The 19,979-nt window shown below is 32.5% G+C and carries 18 protein-coding genes and 1 pseudogene; 2 read left to right on the top strand and 17 right to left on the bottom strand.

What is annotated here, in order from left to right:
* Window positions 1–255: 255 nt before the first annotated feature.
* Window positions 256–915 carry a Bax inhibitor-1/YccA family protein gene (locus AOB58_RS06295; RefSeq protein ID WP_064783117.1) on the bottom strand — a complete coding sequence of 220 codons (660 nt, stop codon included), beginning with the start codon at window positions 913–915 and terminating at the stop codon, window positions 256–258.
* 441 nt (window positions 916–1,356) lie between these two features.
* On the opposite strand from AOB58_RS06295, the gene AOB58_RS06300 reads away from it, so the two are divergent.
* Window positions 1,357–2,169 carry a LysM peptidoglycan-binding domain-containing protein gene (locus AOB58_RS06300; protein ID WP_064783118.1) on the top strand — a complete coding sequence of 271 codons (813 nt, stop codon included), beginning with the start codon at window positions 1,357–1,359 and terminating at the stop codon, window positions 2,167–2,169.
* Window positions 2,170–2,489: 320 nt separating this feature from the next.
* On the opposite strand, the gene AOB58_RS06305 is transcribed toward AOB58_RS06300, so the two are convergent.
* The 5 genes and pseudogenes from AOB58_RS06305 to AOB58_RS06325 form a co-directional block, all read right to left on the bottom strand.
* On the bottom strand, window positions 2,490–3,497 hold the full coding sequence (locus tag AOB58_RS06305; RefSeq protein ID WP_002508369.1) for an inorganic phosphate transporter: 1,008 nt from the start codon (window positions 3,495–3,497) through the stop codon (window positions 2,490–2,492).
* 13 nt (window positions 3,498–3,510) lie between these two features.
* Window positions 3,511–4,128: a DUF47 domain-containing protein gene (locus AOB58_RS06310; protein WP_064783119.1), complete on the bottom strand. Its 618-nt coding sequence runs from the start codon at window positions 4,126–4,128 to the stop codon at window positions 3,511–3,513.
* A gap of 564 nt (window positions 4,129–4,692) precedes the next feature.
* Window positions 4,693–5,721: a sensor histidine kinase gene (locus AOB58_RS06315; RefSeq protein ID WP_064783120.1), complete on the bottom strand. Its 1,029-nt coding sequence runs from the start codon at window positions 5,719–5,721 to the stop codon at window positions 4,693–4,695.
* A complete protein-coding gene (locus AOB58_RS06320; RefSeq protein ID WP_002508372.1) occupies window positions 5,714–6,388 on the bottom strand; it encodes a response regulator transcription factor in 675 nt (224 codons plus the stop codon). Before AOB58_RS06320 ends, AOB58_RS06315 begins: the two co-directional genes overlap by 8 nt.
* Before the next feature lie 16 nt (window positions 6,389–6,404).
* Window positions 6,405–7,321 (bottom strand): annotated as a pseudogene (locus AOB58_RS06325) (3-beta hydroxysteroid dehydrogenase).
* 121 nt (window positions 7,322–7,442) lie between these two features.
* On the opposite strand from AOB58_RS06325, the gene AOB58_RS06330 reads away from it, so the two are divergent.
* Complete coding sequence (locus AOB58_RS06330; protein WP_064783121.1) at window positions 7,443–7,949, top strand: GNAT family N-acetyltransferase; 507 nt, start codon at window positions 7,443–7,445, stop codon at window positions 7,947–7,949.
* Between the two features lie 230 nt (window positions 7,950–8,179).
* On the opposite strand, the gene AOB58_RS06335 is transcribed toward AOB58_RS06330, so the two are convergent.
* The 11 genes from AOB58_RS06335 to AOB58_RS06385 all read right to left on the bottom strand — a co-directional run bounded on the left by AOB58_RS06335 (window position 8,180) and on the right by AOB58_RS06385 (window position 19,724).
* Window positions 8,180–9,211: an alpha/beta hydrolase gene (locus tag AOB58_RS06335; protein ID WP_064783122.1), complete on the bottom strand. Its 1,032-nt coding sequence runs from the start codon at window positions 9,209–9,211 to the stop codon at window positions 8,180–8,182.
* Window positions 9,212–9,484: 273 nt separating this feature from the next.
* Entirely contained in the window at window positions 9,485–10,552 is a 1,068-nt protein-coding gene (locus AOB58_RS06340) for a YkvI family membrane protein (RefSeq protein ID WP_021339388.1), read from the bottom strand.
* A 466-nt stretch (window positions 10,553–11,018) separates the two neighbouring features.
* Window positions 11,019–11,519, bottom strand: coding sequence for a hypothetical protein (locus tag AOB58_RS06345; RefSeq protein ID WP_002508377.1), 501 nt, complete (start codon window positions 11,517–11,519; stop codon window positions 11,019–11,021).
* A gap of 172 nt (window positions 11,520–11,691) precedes the next feature.
* Complete coding sequence (dhaM, locus tag AOB58_RS06350) at window positions 11,692–12,054, bottom strand: dihydroxyacetone kinase phosphoryl donor subunit DhaM (protein ID WP_064783123.1); 363 nt, start codon at window positions 12,052–12,054, stop codon at window positions 11,692–11,694.
* A gap of 2 nt (window positions 12,055–12,056) precedes the next feature.
* A complete protein-coding gene (gene dhaL / locus AOB58_RS06355; protein WP_021339386.1) occupies window positions 12,057–12,632 on the bottom strand; it encodes a dihydroxyacetone kinase subunit DhaL in 576 nt (191 codons plus the stop codon).
* A 40-nt stretch (window positions 12,633–12,672) separates the two neighbouring features.
* Window positions 12,673–13,638, bottom strand: coding sequence for a dihydroxyacetone kinase subunit DhaK (gene dhaK / locus AOB58_RS06360; protein ID WP_021339385.1), 966 nt, complete (start codon window positions 13,636–13,638; stop codon window positions 12,673–12,675).
* Between the two features lie 167 nt (window positions 13,639–13,805).
* Window positions 13,806–14,822: a FecCD family ABC transporter permease gene (locus AOB58_RS06365; protein WP_002508381.1), complete on the bottom strand. Its 1,017-nt coding sequence runs from the start codon at window positions 14,820–14,822 to the stop codon at window positions 13,806–13,808.
* Window positions 14,819–15,820, bottom strand: coding sequence for a FecCD family ABC transporter permease (locus AOB58_RS06370; RefSeq protein ID WP_002508382.1), 1,002 nt, complete (start codon window positions 15,818–15,820; stop codon window positions 14,819–14,821). The genes AOB58_RS06365 and AOB58_RS06370 overlap by 4 nt, the downstream gene beginning before the upstream one ends.
* A gap of 9 nt (window positions 15,821–15,829) precedes the next feature.
* Window positions 15,830–16,633 carry an ABC transporter ATP-binding protein gene (locus AOB58_RS06375; protein WP_002508383.1) on the bottom strand — a complete coding sequence of 268 codons (804 nt, stop codon included), beginning with the start codon at window positions 16,631–16,633 and terminating at the stop codon, window positions 15,830–15,832.
* Window positions 16,634–17,089: 456 nt separating this feature from the next.
* On the bottom strand, window positions 17,090–17,926 hold the full coding sequence (locus AOB58_RS06380; RefSeq protein ID WP_021339384.1) for a YitT family protein: 837 nt from the start codon (window positions 17,924–17,926) through the stop codon (window positions 17,090–17,092).
* 568 nt (window positions 17,927–18,494) lie between these two features.
* The gene (locus AOB58_RS06385) at window positions 18,495–19,724 is read right to left on the bottom strand and encodes a NupC/NupG family nucleoside CNT transporter (protein ID WP_021339383.1); all 1,230 of its coding nucleotides are present in this window, start codon (window positions 19,722–19,724) and stop codon (window positions 18,495–18,497) included.
* Between the last annotated feature and the right edge of the window lie 255 nt (window positions 19,725–19,979).

Consider the following 19,979-nt stretch of genomic DNA (forward strand, 5'->3'; position numbering starts at 1 on the left):
TATTTGAATCAACATACTTTTATCTTTACGCAATTTTGAATAAAATATTTAAATTTGTCAACACTTTTTCATTAATTTAACTAAATTATAATAAGAACTAATTAGATTGCTCTTTTTTAAATCGTGTCATCACTATATAATTGCTATATTAAAAACACCCTTAAAGTTGATTACTAAAATCTACTTTAAGGGTGTTAACATGTTAAATAATTAACTATCAAAAACCAAGTACTTTAACTGTAATTACTTCATACTTTATCTTCTAAATTTATTCGCTAGTCTTAAAACGTATTTTATAATGTGTAATAAATTGATGAATAAATTAAAGCCCATTTCTCTTGGTGAGAATTGACCCCGTTTCATACGGTTAAAGTCGTATAAGGTGTAAAGCAGGAACAATAATAGACCTACCACAGTAATAATCGTGTGGAACAATGAATTTTGAATAAACATACCAATCAAGCTTGCAACAATTAGGGCTACTAATGTTACAAATAAGTATTTACCCATACTTGCGGCATTGCCAATTACAAAAAAGCCTATAATACCAAACACCATAAATCCTGCAATGGCAAGAGTCACATTTTTATAGAATACTTCAGGTCCTAAATTTTGCATATATGTCGTAAATGTTGCGAATGATAGCAATCCTACTACAATTGCATATATGTGAGAAATTACTAAACCATATTTACGCGCTCTGTTAAAAATAACGGTGATAAGAACTAAACCAAGTAACACGAAAGATAAAGGCCTTCTCCATTCCAACGGCAAGTATTGTCCGAAGTAACAACCAATGCCAAAAATAATCCAGTAATAGACAAAAAAGAGCCATACTTTTCCGTAAGCATGAGACTTAGACTTATCTTTAGACTGTTGTTTATGCTTATTTATATGTTGTGCAGTTTCAGCCAATTGATTCACTCCTTAACTATAAAAAAATATTTAAATACTTGAATATTATAATAACATTAATAACATACTATAATCTTTCAATAAGCGTAATACTTTAACTTTCACTATTTCAAACAATACCAAACATGAACCACATAATTTTCCAAATCTCTTTAGCTGAGTCTATTTATTTATAACTACAAGCAACTTAATTGTTACAAACACGAAAAAGTTCAATACAATTATCTCTTTATAATGTCTTATAAATCGCACAAGAAACGTCTTAAAGGCACTTCATCCTTTTTGTACTCAAATGTTAATAATATTACATCTTTATAACAACACCCACAAAACACCTGATTTTTGATAGTATGGAACGTGAATTGAGATTAAAGAAACTATCACATATATTTAATACATATCTGCTTTTGGGATATATAGGAATTGAAGGAGGAGTTCTTTTTGAAAAAGTTAGCATTTGCAGTAACAGCTGCTTCAGGCGCTGCAGCGGTTATTTCCAATCATGAAGCCGATGCATCAACACAACACACAGTAAAATCTGGTGAGTCACTTTGGACAATTTCACAACAATACGGTGTATCAGTAGATGAAATCAAACAAAGTAATGATATCAATAACAATATCGTATTTCCGGGACAAGTTATTGAAATTGGTGGAAGTGGTTCACAAGAGCAAGGCTCAAGTTCAAACTCTTCTTCACAATCATCTGGTGGTTCAACGCATACTGTAGAATCTGGTGAGTCACTAAACATCATTGCCAATAATTATGGTGTTTCAGTAGATGAACTTATATCAGCAAACAATTTGAGTGGATACATAATCTATCCTAATCAAACGTTAACAATTCCAGGTGCAACTGGTGGTTCTGGCGGTTCTGGTGGTACAACAACACCAAATCCAAATACAGGTAGTTCATCAGCAAGTGATGCTAATCTATACGATTGGGGTCAATGTACGTGGCACGTATTCAATCGTAGAGCTGAGACTGGCAAACCAATCAGCACATATTGGTGGAACGCTGATCATTGGGCAAACAATGCAGCAGCAGATGGTTATACTGTAAATAATACACCAAGCATTGGTTCAATTATGCAAAATTACGAAGGCCCTATTGGTCACGTGGCTTATGTAGAACAAGTTAATCCAGATGGTAGTATTTTAATTTCAGAAATGAATTATAATACAGCACCAGGGACAGTGGATTATCGTACAATCCCAGCTTCACAAGCTTCAAGCTATAATTATATTCATTAATCTATGAATATAATATTGAATAAAAAGCAGTTAGACTTCTCTTTAGAACTCTAACTGCTTTTTAATTTGAAAAATTTTAAAGAAAATTACATATAATATCATTCATAAGCTCACTCAGTCGTCTTATGAGCGTACAAATATCTTTACTACCTCTTGTTAATATAACTTATAAAATGCTCATAACAACGCCACTGATGTCAATAAATAAGGAACACCAAATTATAAAAAGTAATAATTTGGTGTTCCTATTTTTGAGAATAGACAATCACGTCCAAACTCTTTTATTATTTCAAACGCTAATCATGCTATACCATGCCTACTTACAGGAAGATATTCACAACGAAATATACAAGGGCAGCAACAATTGCAGAAATCGGCATTGTAATAACCCATGTAACAATCATACGTTGTGCAGTATTCCATTTCACACCTTTAATACGATTAGATGAACCTACACCTAGAATAGATGAAGAAACAACATGTGTCGTTGATAACGGAAAATGTAATGAAGATGCTACAAAGATTGTTAAAGCAGATGATAAATCTGCCGCAGCACCATTAGCCGGACGAATTTTCATTATATTGCCACCAACTGTTTTAATGATTTTCCAACCACCAACAGCTGTCCCTAACCCCATAGCAGTAGCACAGGCAATTTTAACCCACAATTGTGGTTCAACAGTACCACTTGGTTGTAAGTTAGCTACGATTAAAGCTAATGTAATAATACCCATTGATTTTTGAGCATCGTTGGTACCATGTGAAAATGATTGTAACGACGCTGTGAAAATTTGGAAGAATCTAAAGTTTCTATTTGTTTTTGTTAAGTTTGCATTTTTAAATACGACTTTAACAATTGAATACATAATGAAACCTACACAAAAAGCAATTACTGGTGATATAAGTAAAACAGCAATGATTTTTGTAAAACCTTCATAGTGTAATACGGCAAATGACCCCTGAGATGCGATAGCTGCACCTGCAATGGAACCAATTAACGCATGCGAAGATGAACTCGGTATACCATAAAACCAAGTAAGCAAGTTCCAAAAAATCGCTGCAATGATAGCCGACAGCACCACAACAAGCCCATTTTCTAATTTAAATGGGTCTACAATATCTTTAGTTATTGTACCTGCAACTCCAGTAAAAGCTAATGCACCAATAAAGTTCATAACTGATGCTAATATAATAGCAGTTCTAGGCGTTAATGCACGAGTTGAAACAGCAGTAGCGACAGCATTGGCTGTATCATGAAAACCATTGATAAAGTCAAAGATAAGTGAAAAAATAACAATAGCTACTGTGATGATTAAAATATATTCCATTAGTTAGGACTCCTTAGCTATTTTTCATAATTATAGTTTCAAAGTTATTCGCTACAGCTTGACATTTATCTGCAATTTCTTCCATGCTTTCATAAATTTCTTTTATTTTAATAAGCGTTATTGGATCTGTTTCACTGTTAAAAATGTGTTTGATTGATTGACGTAAAATGCCATCACAATTTGTTTCAAATTCTTTAATATTAATAGAATGAATACGCATATGAGATAATTTTTTATCAACGAGTAAACCAACAGCTAATTTCATTTCTGTAATAGCTTTTTGGATATTATCAACAAATTCAGCCATATATTCATCTGTATATTCAATTGAATACATTTCAAACATCGCTGACGTTTCTTCTATTGCATCTAAAACATCATCAATTGCATTACATAATGAAAGGATATCCTCACGTTCAATTGGTGTGATGAAGGTCTGGTTTAAATCGGAAATCACTTGATGCATTAATTCATCACCGTGTGATTCATATTTTTTAATATTGTCTGAATAAGCTTTCAGATCTAAGTGCGTATTAAAATCCATTTTCCCAAACTCAATTGCAGCTCGATCTAAGTTAAAGACCATTTCTTCAAGTTGCACCATGAACTTATCTTTTTTCTTGTTAAACATCCAAAAAATCCTCCATTTACAGCGACTGTTTCCAATCAGCTTCAATAAATTTAAAAAATCAAAACTCTTTTAAGACAAATTAAAATTGGCAAGATTTACAATTCACTCATCATTTCATTACTTAATGTGCCCTTACCTTCATGAAAATGAGTCTTTGCTTCTATACCGGTTAAAAAATCTCGCAAATGTTGATTTGTCCTTATATGAAAATAGCACAAAATTTACAATTCCACAATTAAATTTACAATCTCTTAACATTTAGAACTTGTAAGAATAAAATATTCTTTTAAAATATAATCTTGTAAAATATATTATAGTCCCCATTTCAAATTGGCGAATTCCATAATTAACGTTTTATATTCATAATAAAAAAGCATTGAAAGTTAAAAAACTTCAATGCTTCAGAACAAGGACAATTACGATTAATTGTATTCTTTTCTTTGAAAATGGAAGTGATTGGGCTCAAGTCCATCTTAGTTAATAAAGCACTAGTCAAAGACTCCCAGATGAGACTGTGCTGACGGAAAGTGTACACAAATTACTTCCAAAAGCCGTAAGACTTTATCAATGCTTTTCAGATAGTCTTGCAATAAGTTCATTTTGATTAGGAAACATAAATGTAGCCTTTGTTCCTATTTGTTCTTCGGAAGTGATATCTACTCGTATTCCTAATTTGTCTTTAACGTTACCTACTAAATATAAACCAATGCCCGATGAAGTAGTCTCATTACGGTAAGCAGTGGAAGTAAATCCTTTATCGTAAATTCTCGGCAAATCTTTCTTACTAATTCCTCTACCTTCATCTATAATTTCAAGTGTTATATGTTTATTAACTATATGGGCTTTAATGTGAATTGTACTATACTCACTATATTTGATGGCATTAGATAAAATTTGTCTTATCATCATCCGACACCATTTTGTATCTGTATAGACATCGTAGTCCGCTTCAAAATCAAGATCGTAATCAATGCCTTTAGATTGACTAATATACCTTGTGATTTGTATTTCTTCTATAATAAGACGTTTTAATGCTACATGTTCAAAGTATAAATCATTATTTTGAAACTCTAATCTCGTTAAAAATAATTGTCTGTCTAACATTCCATTAATTCTCGACCACTCATAAAGCAAGGCGTATTTTCTCTCTACATCTCGCTCTTTTTCAATAAGTAGCTTCATTGCTGTTACTGGTGTCTTAATGTCATGCACAAAATCAGTTAATGACGCTTCAGTTGTTTGAATTTGTTGTTTTTGAGTTGTAACTAACCTTTTCTGACTAGTAATTTGATTATATAAATAATTTACCATCTCTTGTTGAAAGGGAGTATCAGCAAGAGATTTATGTTTTAGTTCTTCAGGCTCGAGGTTATTGTACAAGTGTTTGAAAAATTTTACTTCCTTTATATATGTATATAACAAAAAAATCACTGAGATTCCTAAATTCAAAATAATAATATAAAAAATACTACTTACACTGATATCGTAATCTAAATATGCGATAAATAGAAAAATGAAATGTAATAATATGAGCCAAAGTATCCAATTTAATCGAGAACGAAGGAAAATTAATAACCATTTAATGTTAGCCATGCGCCATATACCCTTTGCCTATTTTAGTTTCAATCGCATCATTCATATCAATATCAGCTAATTTTTTTCTTAAACGATTCACGTTTACAGTTAACGTGTTATCACTTACAAATGCTTCATCATCCCACAATGCTGTAATCAAAGTATCTCTAGTAACGATTTGATTTTGCTTTTTCACTAGCATTTCTAAAATAACCATTTCAGTCTTAGATAAATAGATTTGAGCATCACCTTTACTAATGCTGTCTTTAGATAAATCTAAAGTCGTTTCTTGCCAAGACAATACACGCTTCTCCTCAATACTGAATTGATAAACACGTCTATATATAGCTTGTAGTTTGGCAATAAGTACACTCGTATTAAATGGTTTTTGGACATAGTCATCTGCGCCTAATTCCATACTCATAACTTGATCCATTGGATTGTCGCGTGAAGATAAGAAAAGAATAGGTGTATTGGAGACCTCTCTAATTTTTCGAGTCCAATAAAAACCATCATACTTAGGCAATTTAACATCCATAATTACAATTGCAGCATTCACTGCTTCAAACTTTGACATAACATCATTAAAATCACTGATGCCATGCACTTGAAAGTCCCATTGCTCTAATTCTTCGCTCAGTTCTTTAAATAATGTCATATCATCTTCTACTAATAAAATGTCCACATGATCACCTTTTCAATTATTTAGTATATTTTATTTCTTCTCCTGACTGTATACGACCATTGAAATGCTTAATACGACAATCTATTTCAAATCCTCTCATCATCAAATCTTGAAATGGCGATTGGAACAAGTAATACGCCGGCCAAATGAGTTTAGGAATATAATCATATAAATGAACAATTACAGTTTGTGTACCTTCCAGTTTTCGAAATTCTAACTTTCCTTGTTTCGTTAAATTCGGTTTCACTATCGATCCACCTACTAAATTCAATGTAATCATATCACTTTCTGTTATCGTTTTATGAAGTACAAGTATTGGATTGCGTTTATCTTTTATATAAACAACAAAATTATCGCCCTCATTATAAGTATGTAGCATCGTTCCTTTAGTTTTATTTAACCAATCAAAATAATACTCCACCATCTGATTTAAGGTCCAGTTCATTGGCAGTTGTACATTAAGTGCACTGCGTACATCATCATACTTTGAAACTTGTAACTCCACTGCAACATGAGGTCGAGAAACTTTTACTTCTGTTTTTTCGACTGGCGTTCCATACGCTGACAATCGCTCTATCGACTCATTATCAAAGCGACTACCACTAATATAAATGATTTTTTTAATTCCTTTTTTAGCCGTCGCACGCCCAAAATTATCAGCAGCAATTAAATTCATATCTCTAGCTGTTGCTTTTGTCAGCTTTGCTGAATGCTTGGTTGGATCTAAATAATAGATGGCCATATCCATACCTTCCATTGACTCAAGGACATCATTATAATTATAAATATCTTTTTTTAACCATGTTACTTCTTGAAACTCATCTTCTTTAGGATATTTCGACATCGTAAAAAGCGTTGCGTCATCTTTAATGGATTGTATTAAGTTTTTCCTATATAGCCTGTTACACCTGCTAATAAAATATTAGGTTTCATAGTTATACTTCCTTTATATTAATTTGGCCCAATTCAAATATCTCCTAGTAAAATCATGCTAATGATGTTAAGTTATACTATAACTGAGTATCAGCAAAATAGAAATAAGGAGTGGACACTTATGGTTCATCAAATTCGTGAAATTGGTATCAATGATATAGATCCATTTGTAAAATTATTAACTACTATCTATGATGAATCTGAATATTTAATATATAATCCTGGTGAGTATGCTCCATCTAACAGTGATGCTGTTTCAAACTTGGAACATTATATAACATCACCGTCCAATGCAATATATGTTGCCGAAAGTAATGGTGAACTTGTTGGGTTTTCAATCGTAACAACTGAAAAATTTGAACGTACACGTCATGAAGCCAATTTTTCCATGGGTGTTATTAGACACTATCGAGAAAAAGGACTTGGTCAATCACTTATTAATTCTATTGAAGCGTGGTGTTTAAACCATAACATTCGCCGAATCGAAGTTTCTGTAGTCCCTGAAAATGAAACAGCAGTAGCTTTATTTAAAGCTGCTGGATATCAGATTGACGGCGAACTTCGAGATAAACTTTATATCGATGGACGTTATTTCAATAAATATATAATGTCTAAGTTATTACTTTAGTCTACCTCAATGTTTATATATTAAACGTTTCACTATTATAGTTTAATTATAAATTAATAAATTGGAATAGAACAGAAATCTAATTTTTCTAATAACATTTCGTTATATGAATTAAGTCTGACAAAGAAGACTAGAACTAAAAACAGCTTATAGTATCCATTACAGGAGATCTATAAGCTGTTTTTTGAATTTATTTATATAACTTTATTACTTCGAGCTAACTTAACACATTAGTAAGGATTCAATTGAACCCCATCAGGATTTTTTGATTCAGGTTTTAATTCCCTCTCTACACCAGAAGCACTTGTGTTTCTACTTAAGAAACTCAACGTATCTTTCATATTTTGCTGTGACTCTGGTAATTGCATATGAAATTGGTATTGATGTCTTAAATTATGTGATCCATCATAAAACAGTTTATCCACTGGAACATCTTTTTCTTTTAGTTTTTTATAAAAATCAATATTTTGACTATAAAATGGATCTGCATCCCCTACTGATAAAAATGTTGGTGGATAATCTTTTGTCACTTGGTTTATCGTAGACATTTCACTGATATATTTAAATTGTTGTTCCCAATCTCTCTTACCAGTGTAACTCTCCATAAAGAGCTGTATTCTTGGAAATTCTGTTTCTTTCACGGTTTTCATATCATAAAAGCCACCAAAAAAGATTGCTGCTTTGATTTGATCTGGTTCAAATTGTTGATTAAACTCCATATCTTCTCGTAATGATTCATTTGTTTGGATAGCTGTAAATTGACTGGATAATTGGGCACCTGCTGAATCACCACCGAAAACAACTTGATCAAAATCTATAGGTAACTCATGTTTGTTCTGTTTGATAAACTGAACTGCGCGATCAATTTGTTTTAACTGTGTCGGGTATTTATAGTCAGGTGCAAGTGCATAATTAATATTCACTACAATATAACCCTGTTCAGCAAATTTTGATAATAACGGGTTTTTATATTGTTTATCTCCTGCAATAAATCCTCCACCATGTAACCAAAAAATGACAGGCAATTTATTATCTTGATCTAATTCAGTAGGTGTTAAAATATCTAAGCGGCTATTGGGTATCCCACTACTATAAGTTATATTAGTAAATGCATTTACATTTTCATTATTAATTTGTACTTTTTCGTTAAATTCTTGGGCATTTTGTCGGTCATATTGTTGCTTTAGTAATATTGCAATCACAATTGCAACGATAACAAAAACAACAATAGCGATAATTGTCCATTTATGTTTTTTCTTCATGCTCGACCTTCCCTTTCGCATGCATTGTATCATAATTAATTAGTACGTAGTAGTATTTATTTGAACGATTATATTAGACAAAACTGCTATTTTCTTTATTTTAAAACCAAATTAATAAACTACCATTAATAATTATAAAATTTTCTCTATATAAGTTAATATCATATTTTAAAACAAAAAATGGCTACTAGATATCCAATAGGATTCTAACAGCCATTTATTAAATCTAGGATTTATATCCTGATTTTATTTATATACTTTATTTCATCACAATTACGCTATGTGATCTTTATTTTGATTTTTTCTTGAATAGTATTTAATAAGTACTGCAATAACTACAACTAAGCCAATTACACCCATGATTGGATATAAGAAGTTAATTAAATCTGCGAAACCTACGAAACTTAATGCATAAGCTACGAGCACCATTGCAACTATAAACACATGATAATTTTTACTATATGGCTCTGTAAATCTTGCAGCAAACGAATACGTTAAACCAAGAATTGTATTGTACATAACTGCTAACATAATAATCGATAATACCAAACCAATCCATGGATTAATTTCATTTGCTAACGTTAGTGTTGGAATCGAAGCCTCTTTAATTGTTGGATACTCTGATTGTAATGCAAAGTTGATAAGCGCTAGTAATATTGTGTATACAACACCACCAAATAACGCACCTGCACCAGATATTTTTCGTTTAGAAGCATCGCCACCGATTGCAACAATTGTACTAAAACCAACCGCGAATGCTAATCCACCATAAATAATACCGTAAAGAATACCTTTCCAAATACTCGCCTCTGGAACTGTTTTGTTCACTTCTGCAAAGGAAATATTTCCATTAAATAAGTAAAATATTGCAATGATAACAACTAAAATAATTAAGAATGGCGTTACCATACCTAATGCACGTACAATTTTGTTAAAGTCCATTAATAATGTAATATAAATAGCAATCACCATAATTAATGCACCTAACCACGTTGGTATGCCAAAACTTTCTTCAAACGTTGATCCTGCACCTGCAATCATTGTGACTGAGATACCAAATAAGAAGAAGATAAGTAAATAATCAATAATCTTACTAAATACACCACCGAATAAATAATCTAAAGTGGATTCATGATTTTGTGCATCGAATGCAGTACCAATCTTAGCAACTTGTCGACCTGCAAACCCTAATATCAATCCTGATATAATAACTCCTAGATACGACCAAAGCCCATAAGGAGTAAAGAATTGCATTACTTCTTGTCCCGTTGAAAAGCCAGCACCTACTACGATACCAACATAAGCGAAACCAATTTTTATAGCTTCTTTATTCAAGCCCATGTGATTTATAACCTCCTCTTAAGTTAACACATTGAATTATTATAACGCACTGTCATTATTTTGCAACACGACAAATTTTAAATTAACACTATTAATTATTTTTTACACTAATCATCTAGTGAATTTACATACATTTAAAAATTCACTTTAATTTTTAAATATAAATTAAAACTCTGTATTAGCGGGTTTAAAACAGATTAAAGCTTTTGTTTTTGAATTTTTATACATTTACCATACACTTATTATCACCATTTTAAAATTCTAAATTTTTTTGATTTTTTATTGCTTTCAAGTTAACTACATGTCATAGCATTTAAATCGTCGCTGTATTTCTATAATCTCAGTGAAAATTTATTATGTATATTATAATTAATAAATTTTTATAGAAAAACAAAATTAAAAACCGAAAAACTCAATTAAAAACTGAGCTTTTCGGTTAAATATGTTTTATTGCTAAGCATGTTAATTAATGTGCATTTTTATAGCGATTTAATTCATTGAAGTCTACAACGACATTATCCATACGTTTAGCCGTTTCTTTAAGCACATTACGCGCAACACTATTAGACGGATCTAATTTAAGTATTTGTCGAGACACATCAAATGCTTTCTTATCAGAAATGACTGGTTCGGGAACTGCATGTAACAATAACATTTGTAATAAACTTTTCACTTCTTTACTGTCCGTAAGTTTTATGGATGATTCTGCATGATAATAAGCTGAATCCAATGCACCTTGTAATTCACTTAATGGATAAACTAATAATAGAAAAGCCAAATCATGCATTTCTGCAGTTTCTTCTACTTTCATCATATCTAAAATACATGTATAAAACATGACGCTTTCTACTTCATGTGCACTTGAAATGTAAGCCTCTTCAAATTCCATAAAATCTGTCTGGGACATTAAACGTTTTACTGACTCGAATTCGCCGTTTAAGACATGCTTTTGTATTAAATCTTTCATGGCAATGTCCTCCTAGGTATCCAGATTTCTATAACAGTTAGGTTCTATTCTACCACATACCATTTATATATTCATATAAAAATGAATCTTTTTGCCATATTAATTGAAGACCTTATAATATTATAATTACCTAACCTATATCAATAATCTATCGGTATGAACAAGTGAATTTTTATCCGAAATTGCGTTTCAATTCTTCGACAATTTCTTTGATAGAACCGCCTACTGATAATTTAACAGCAGCTGTAAAACTACCTTCAACAATTGGTGCATCGACTTTTACTACTTGATACTTACCTTCATACATTTCAATAGCTAAATCTAAGTTCATTTCTGCGGAGCCAATATCATAGAAACAAAGTGCATCATCGTCTAAATCATTAATCATTTCTTGAATATGATCGTAAGATGTTCCAATTTTACCTTCAACGCCACCTTGTATTAATATTGAAACATCTCCTGCCATTTGTTCCAATAATGCTTTTGTACCGTTTGCAATATCTTCGCTATGACTCACAATTACAATTTTCGTCATAATTATTCATCTCCAATCAATGCGTTTAATATATAAACACTACTCTGTGCACCTGGGTCAATGTGACCTTTCGATTCTTCTTTAAAATACGATGCTCTTCCTTTTGTAGCAACGATATCTTTTGTTTCGTCTGCGTATGTTTGTAGTACATCTGCATTTAAAGTTTCGCCTTGTTGTACCGCTTCATTTGCACGTTCTATAACGTCATACATCGTTTTTTCATTTAATTCAACTTTACCTCTTTGCTTAATCGCTTCAGAAAAAGAATTCAATACTTCTTTTAAGTTTGTGGCGTCTAACTCATCACCAACAACTTGAGACATTTTCACAAAACTAAAACCATACAATGGACCTGAAGCGCCACCAATATTAGACATCAAAGTCATACCTGTAGACTTCAATAAATTTTGCATGGAACTATCATCTATTTTCTCTGGTAATGCTTTAAATCCTCTAACCATGTTCACACCATGGTCGCCATCGCCTATTGCTCGATCTAATTCTGTTAATAATGTTTCTTTTTCTTCAAACACTTCTACTAAATTAATTAATCTTTCCTTTAATTCACTTACATTCATTTGCGTTCAACTCCTTATCGTATCTATGACTAATCAACTATTAATTAAAGTAAGGACTTGCTGTAGACTGAGTTAATGCTGTTAACACTTCTTCAGTATATGGGACTAATGTTAAGGATAAGCCCTGCATATCTAATGCAGTCATATAATCTCCCACAAACCAATGTACAACATCAATGTGCTTCTCTTGGAAATTTTCTGCTACATATTTTGCTGCTATATTAAGTTCCGATAATGGTGTAGCACCCATACCATTCACCATAACGATAAGTTTTTCTGAGCTTACTTCTTCCATTAAAGCTTTAATTAATCGTTCGACAATTTGATCTACAGTTTCTACTTTTTCTCTAGATAATCCTTTTTCTCCATGGATACCTACACCGATTTCCATTTCATCACTTTCAATATCAAATCCATATTGCCCAGTTGTCGGTACCATTGGCGCAGTTAAAGCCATTCCCAACGTCTTAACACTTGGTAAAAATTGGTCTACTTTTTCTTTAATGTTAGTTAATGACTCACCCTGGTCTGCTAAATAACCTGCATATTTATGTGCTAATACTGTACCAGCAACGCCTCTTCTTTTTTCATCATCGCTTACTGCAATATCGTCCTTAACAATGACTGTTGCCACTTGTATGTCTTCCATCTCTGCCATTTCTTGTGCCATTTCAAAATTCATAACATCACCAGCATAGTTCTTCACTATAAGTAAAACACCGTCTCCATTATCAACTGTTTTAATTGCACTTAGAATTTTATCAGGTGTAGGTGATGTGAATACTTCACCACAAACAGCGGCGTCGAGCATACCTTCTGCTACATAGCCAGCATGTGCAGGTTCGTGACCACTTCCACCACCAGAAACTAGAGCAACGCCTTGCTTTTTCTTATCTTTTCTTACAACAACAGTATCTGCAATGACTCCAATTTCATTATTCGTTAACGAAAGTCCGTCCAACATATCTGTTAAAAATTGTGTTTTATCTTTAATTAGTTTTTTCATAGAGATGACCTCCTAATTTGAATGTTCATTTATAGTATACCCTACACATGAATGCAAACGCTAACATATGAAAATTGATAATGATTTCTTTTGAAATTATTATCAAAAATATTTAAATAAAAAAGCTTGAGACATATAATTATGCCCAAGCTCCTTTTTCATTTAATTTATACTGATTTGGTTTTATACATTAAATATAAGAAATAAGGTGCACCAATGATTGCGACCACAATCCCAGCTGGGATACCTGAAGGTTGTAATATCACTTGTCCTAACGTATCTGCTAACACAAGTAAAAATGCACCTATTAATATTGAAATAGGTAGAAAGAGTTGGTGTCTTGGACCAACAATCGATTTAGCAATATGTGGTCCTAATAAGCCAATAAAGCCAATTGAACCAGCTACCGAAACAGCAGTAGAAGATAATATAACTGCAACAAGCAATAATACGATGCGTTCTCTGCCAATTTTTACACCTACACCTTGAGCTATATGTTGATGTGTATTTAATAAATTTAAAACATTAGACTTAAATAATAAAAATGGAATCAATATGAGAACCCATGGTATAAATGCAATGACAAATGCCCATTCATCTCCCCATATATTACCGGCAAGCCAAGATGCAATAAACTCTGACTGAGCTTCATCAAATGTGGACATTAAAGTCATTGAACCACCACTTAACGCAGTAGCCATACCTACCCCAACAAGTACCATACTTGCAGGTGTAATTCCTTCGCCTTTATTATAACTAAATGAGAAGATGATAAATGCTGTTAAGATGCCACCAATCATGCTTACGATTGGTAGTACGTAGACAAAATTTCCAGCATCTACATTTCCTATAACCATAAATAGCGCTATGGCGAAACCACTACCTGCATTAATTCCTAATATACCTGGCTCAGCTAATGGGTTCTTGGTAACACTTTGGATAATCGCACCACTCATAGCTAATGCTGCACCAGCTAAAATCGTAATAATCATCCGTGGCATTCTAAATTCCATTAATATCAATGTATCGGTATATGCGCCTTGACCAACTAAAGTCTTGAAAAATGTACCTATCGACATTTTATACTCACCTGAAGTCATACTCCACGCACAAGCTAGCAGTACAAGTATGATCAGAATCACCATTGTTAACCATTGTTTATGTCTCAGTTTTGGATCTATCATGAGAAGCGACCTCCTCTTTTAACTAAATACAAGAAGTAAGGTACACCTATAAAGGAAATAATAGCTCCAACTGGTGCTTCACCTAACATACGTGCAACCGTATCAGCCACAAGCATCAACAAGCCACCAACCAATGCTGTGAGTGGAATAACACGGGCGTAGTCTGTACCGACTATATATCTCACAATATGTGGCACCATCAAGCCAACAAATGCAATTTGGCCTACCATAGCAACAGCTACACCAGCCATCACCATAGATAAAATTAAAGTGATAGCACGTGTAAACGCCACATTCTGTCCCAAGCCTCTAGCCAATGTTTCACCTAAATTTAAAATCGTTAACTGTTTACTCATACTAACCATAATGATAAGCGCCACCAAAATAAAAGGTGCTGCCCACATCAACTGATTCCATGTTGTTCCAGATACGCCGCCAGCACTCCAAAACGTCAAACTTTGGTTCAATCTAAATAATAGCGCTACGCCTTGACTTAAGGCTGTTAGTAACGCACTAACTGCTGCTCCGGCTAATATAATTCTCATCGGGTTAAAGCCATCGCTTCTTGATCTTCCTATCATTAAAACGAAAAAGCCACCTATGAGTGCACCAATAAAGCCTGCTAACATCAATATGATGAATGGTGCAGATGGATAAAATGCGAAGGTAAGCGCCAACATAAATGAGGCACCAGCATTTAGACCAATTAAACTTGGATCTGCTAAACCATTTTTAGTAACACCCTGAATTACAGCGCCTGAAGTTGCTAAGGCAACCCCTACTAAGATTGCTCCGAGATCTCTTGGAATACGTATTTCACTTATAATATTATGCTGTTGGTTTTTAGGATTATAATTGAAGATTGCCTCGAATATAGTAGATATATGGATTTTTGCATCTCCATATAGAATCGACACAATTAAAGCAACTACTAGTAATATAAACACTATTATAAATGTAGTTGTAAAATTCAACTTACCCTTTTTCTTTGTGGTCATCATTAGCCTCTAAACTTCCGAATAACTTTTTCTACATAAATCGTACGTCACTAGCATAGGTTTCCCTGTTCTTGGGTCCGTGCTAATTTCAACATCTATATTGAATACTTTTTCTAAAATTTCTTTAGTTAATACGTCTTCAGTCTCACCATTAGCAATAATATCTCCATTTTTCATAGTGATTAAATGATCTGAAAATCTCACCGCTTGGTTAATATCATGTAACACCATAACAATAGTACAACCTTGTTCTTTATTTAATTGTGTAATTAACTCTAAAATTTCTAATTGATGTGAAATATCTAAAAACGTCGTGGGTTCGTCTAAAAAGATTATATCTGTACGTTGTGCCAATGCCATAGCTATCCATACTCTTTGACGCTGGCCTCCACTTAAATCATTAATAGGACGTAGTCTGAATTCATATGTGCCTGTAACTGATAACGCCCAATCGATTTCTTTTTTATCTTCTGCTGAAAGACGTCCAAATCCTTTTTGATGAGGGAAACGTCCATAGGATACTAACTCTCCCACTGTAAGACCATCCGCAACTTCAGGAGATTGTGGTAAAATCGCAATTTTTTTGGCAATATCTTTGGTTGCTTGTGCGTGTAAGTTCCCACCATCTAACTTAATTTCGCCACTTTTAATAGGTAATAATCTCGATAATGCTTTCAATAATGTCGATTTCCCACAACCATTCGGCCCTATAATTGATGTGATTTTACCGTCAGGTATATGGACATCTAAGTTTTCAACAATTACATTTTCCCCATAACCGATAGTAACTTGTTCTCCTTCTAAGCGACTCATAAATTCCCTTCTTCCTATATAAATAAGCATAATGTACTATATATGTTTTTACATTTAATTTGTCTCAATTCATCGTAAATATCATTAATTCAATTTAACAAATGATAATCATTATCACAGATGGTATTATATCATTTTTTATATATTATGACTATTAAATCTCATCCTTTTTAACGCTCTTTTTGATTAATTTAATATACATTAAAAAGAGACAATATCCCTTTTATAATCTTATATAATGTTAAATTACGGTAAAAATAACTAGTTGTTTCACCATTAGTATAATAACTTCAATATCCACCAGACAGCTATCTAGATAATCTAACAAAACCCATAAATCACAGGTTTAAGCTGTGACCGCAAAAGGCGTACTAAAAAAATTGCCATGAGGTCAGGAGACTTCATGGCAGTAAAAAATCTTTATTTATATTTCAAGCACTTATATTTTAAAATAAGTTAATGTTCATCAATCAAGAAACCATTACCATAAACATCACGCACATCATGAATAACTAAAAAGGCTTCCTCATCTATATTTCTTATCAAACGCTTCGCCTTGGTAACTTGTGTTTTAGTAATTACAACATAAAGTATATCTTTATCTTGTTTAGTGAAATAACCTCTACCATTTAAAATAGTCAGTCCACGCCCAACTTGTTCATCAATGACTTTTGCTATTTCGTCAGGATTGCTTGAAATAATTGTCATTGCTTTCTTCGTATTTAGACCTTCTATTACATATTCCATTACTTTCGTACCAATATATAATGAAATAACTGTTACTAGCGCGCTAGAAATTGGAATTACTGTTAGTGAAATTGCTACTACAATTAAATCAAAGAATAGCAATGCATATGGTGTACTTATATCCAAATATTTATTAGCAATTCTTGCTAAAATCGTTGTTCCAGCTGTTGTACCACCAGCAAGTACAATAACACCGATACCCAAACCAACGCATAGACCACCAAATACCGCATTAACTAATATATTTCCAGTTTCAATTTGCCAACTTGCTGTTAATTCTAAAAATATCGATATTAATATTGTAGCCACAATCGTTAAATACATACTTCTTTTACTTAAAAATTTATAACCAATTGCAATAAGCACAGCATTAAATACAAAATTGGTAATACCAGGAGAAATATGAAAGGCATAGTATAGTACGATTGCTAAACCAGTCACTCCTCCTTCACCTAAATCAGCAGATATAATAAATGTATTTACCCCTGCCGAGAATGCAAATGATCCAAATAGGACTAATATTAAATCACGTACTGTTTTATTCACCTACACGACCCCCTTGTATTTGCTTCAATCAATTGAATGTTAGCAAAAAATGACCAATACCACAACATCCACCAGCATAAAAGCACATGAAAATTATATTCAAAAAGCAATTATAAAGCGAATTATAAAATTAAGTTTTTTCAATTTTTAAAAATTCTGAATTTTCGGTTTACTTTAGCGCATTCCTTTGCTATAATAAAATCTATCTTCTTATTGATAGCCAATAAGAAGCCATCTCCTTTGTGTTGTTTATAGTAACAAACAAAACAATTTTTGCTCGAGTATATTAATGGTACCTAGTCCTTACTATTAGTATATAATTAATTCATTTCCCGTAAAAGCCAAGTAATGATGAATGTGTCTCCTCACTTCATTTACTTGGCTTTATTTTTATGTGAAATGTTAAACTATGAAGTATTTTCAAAAACGTAAATACTACCCACAAAGTTTTATTGACTATAATTTTAGAAAATTGATAAACCACTTGTTGTAAAAGCGTGCATAGAAAAATGCCAACAAAGTCTCCGACTTTGTTGGCATTCTGAAACTATATTTTATCTACAACTTCTTACCAAGCAAACAATCCTACAAACCCTGCAGTCATTAATGACACTAAAATACCTGCAAGTAATAACATTGGTACGTATTGAGATACGAAGTCTGATGTTTTTTTATCAACAATACCTTTTAAAGTACCTATGATCATACCGATTGTTGAGAAGTTCGCGAATGATATCAAGAATGTCGTAATAACAGCTCGTCTATGAGGAGAATAAGAATCTATTACATCTTTAATTTGCCCCATTACTACAAACTCATTCGTTACAATTTTCTTCGCCATTTGTTGTGCTACAATCCATGCTTCATCCCACGGTAAACCAAGCAGTAATGCGAATGGATACATGAATGCACCTAATATTTGATCTAAGCCAAAGCTTCCTTTAAGACCTGCCCAACCACCTATAATACCTGTTAGCAAGTTGATAAAGCGATCAATCAAATCAGAAAGTGCTACAAAACTGATAACGAATGCAACAATAATTAAAATTAATTTACCTGCATTTAAAACTGAATCTCCTAAGAATGAGAAGAATGGTTGACGCTCTATTTCATCATTGCGAATACTGTAAATAATATCTTCTTTTTCCTCTACAGATACAGGATTTAAAATCGAAGACACAATAATCGCATTAATGATATTTAATGGTATTGCCGTCAATACTAAATCTCCCGGCACCATAGACACATATGCACCTACTATAGCACCAGATACCGAACTCATCGACATCATTGCGACTGTTAGTACACGCGTTTCTTTCATTCGTTTCAATTGTTCATTTGATACTGCAAGTGCTTCAGTATTACCTAAAAACATCATTTCTATCCCAAAGAATGATTCGAATTTAGGTTGGCGCGTAATTTTAGCTAATACCCAGCCAATTGCACCAATTAATTTTGGTAATATATTGAAATACATCAAAATATCAAATAATGGAACAACTAATAATATAGGAAATAACGCACTTACTGCCATATCCATCGCGCCGGGTTCTACCCAACTCGCAAAAGCGAAGCCAGTCCCTGCATGGGCAGAATCAATTACCCAAGAAATTCCATTTGCTAAACCTTGTACAGCTGTTTTTCCCCAAGTAAAAGACATAAAGAACCAAGCTAAGAATAAATTTAAAACGACTAATATCCCAATCGATTTCCATTGGATATTTTTTTTGTTTCTAGAAAATAGTACAGCAAGCCCTAAGAAAACAAATAATCCAATTATGTTAATCACTAAAAACATAATACACCCACCATTCCTTTTTAAATCGATGATAACAATGAACTTCTAAAAGTAACTTGTTGCTATGTATCGGAATAACTAAAGCAAACACATTAAATGATTGTCAAAGCAGATAATGGCACATTTATAACAATCCTTAATGTGTTTACTTTTATATTACTTATCCCTGTTTAGTTAATTCAGTTATTTATATATTTAGTTATATACTTTTCAAGTCATCGTTTCTTAATAATGCACAATAATTATAGCATGTAT

It is taken from the genome of Staphylococcus sp. AntiMn-1, from assembly GCF_001663395.1.
GTDB lineage: Bacteria > Bacillota > Bacilli > Staphylococcales > Staphylococcaceae > Staphylococcus > Staphylococcus equorum.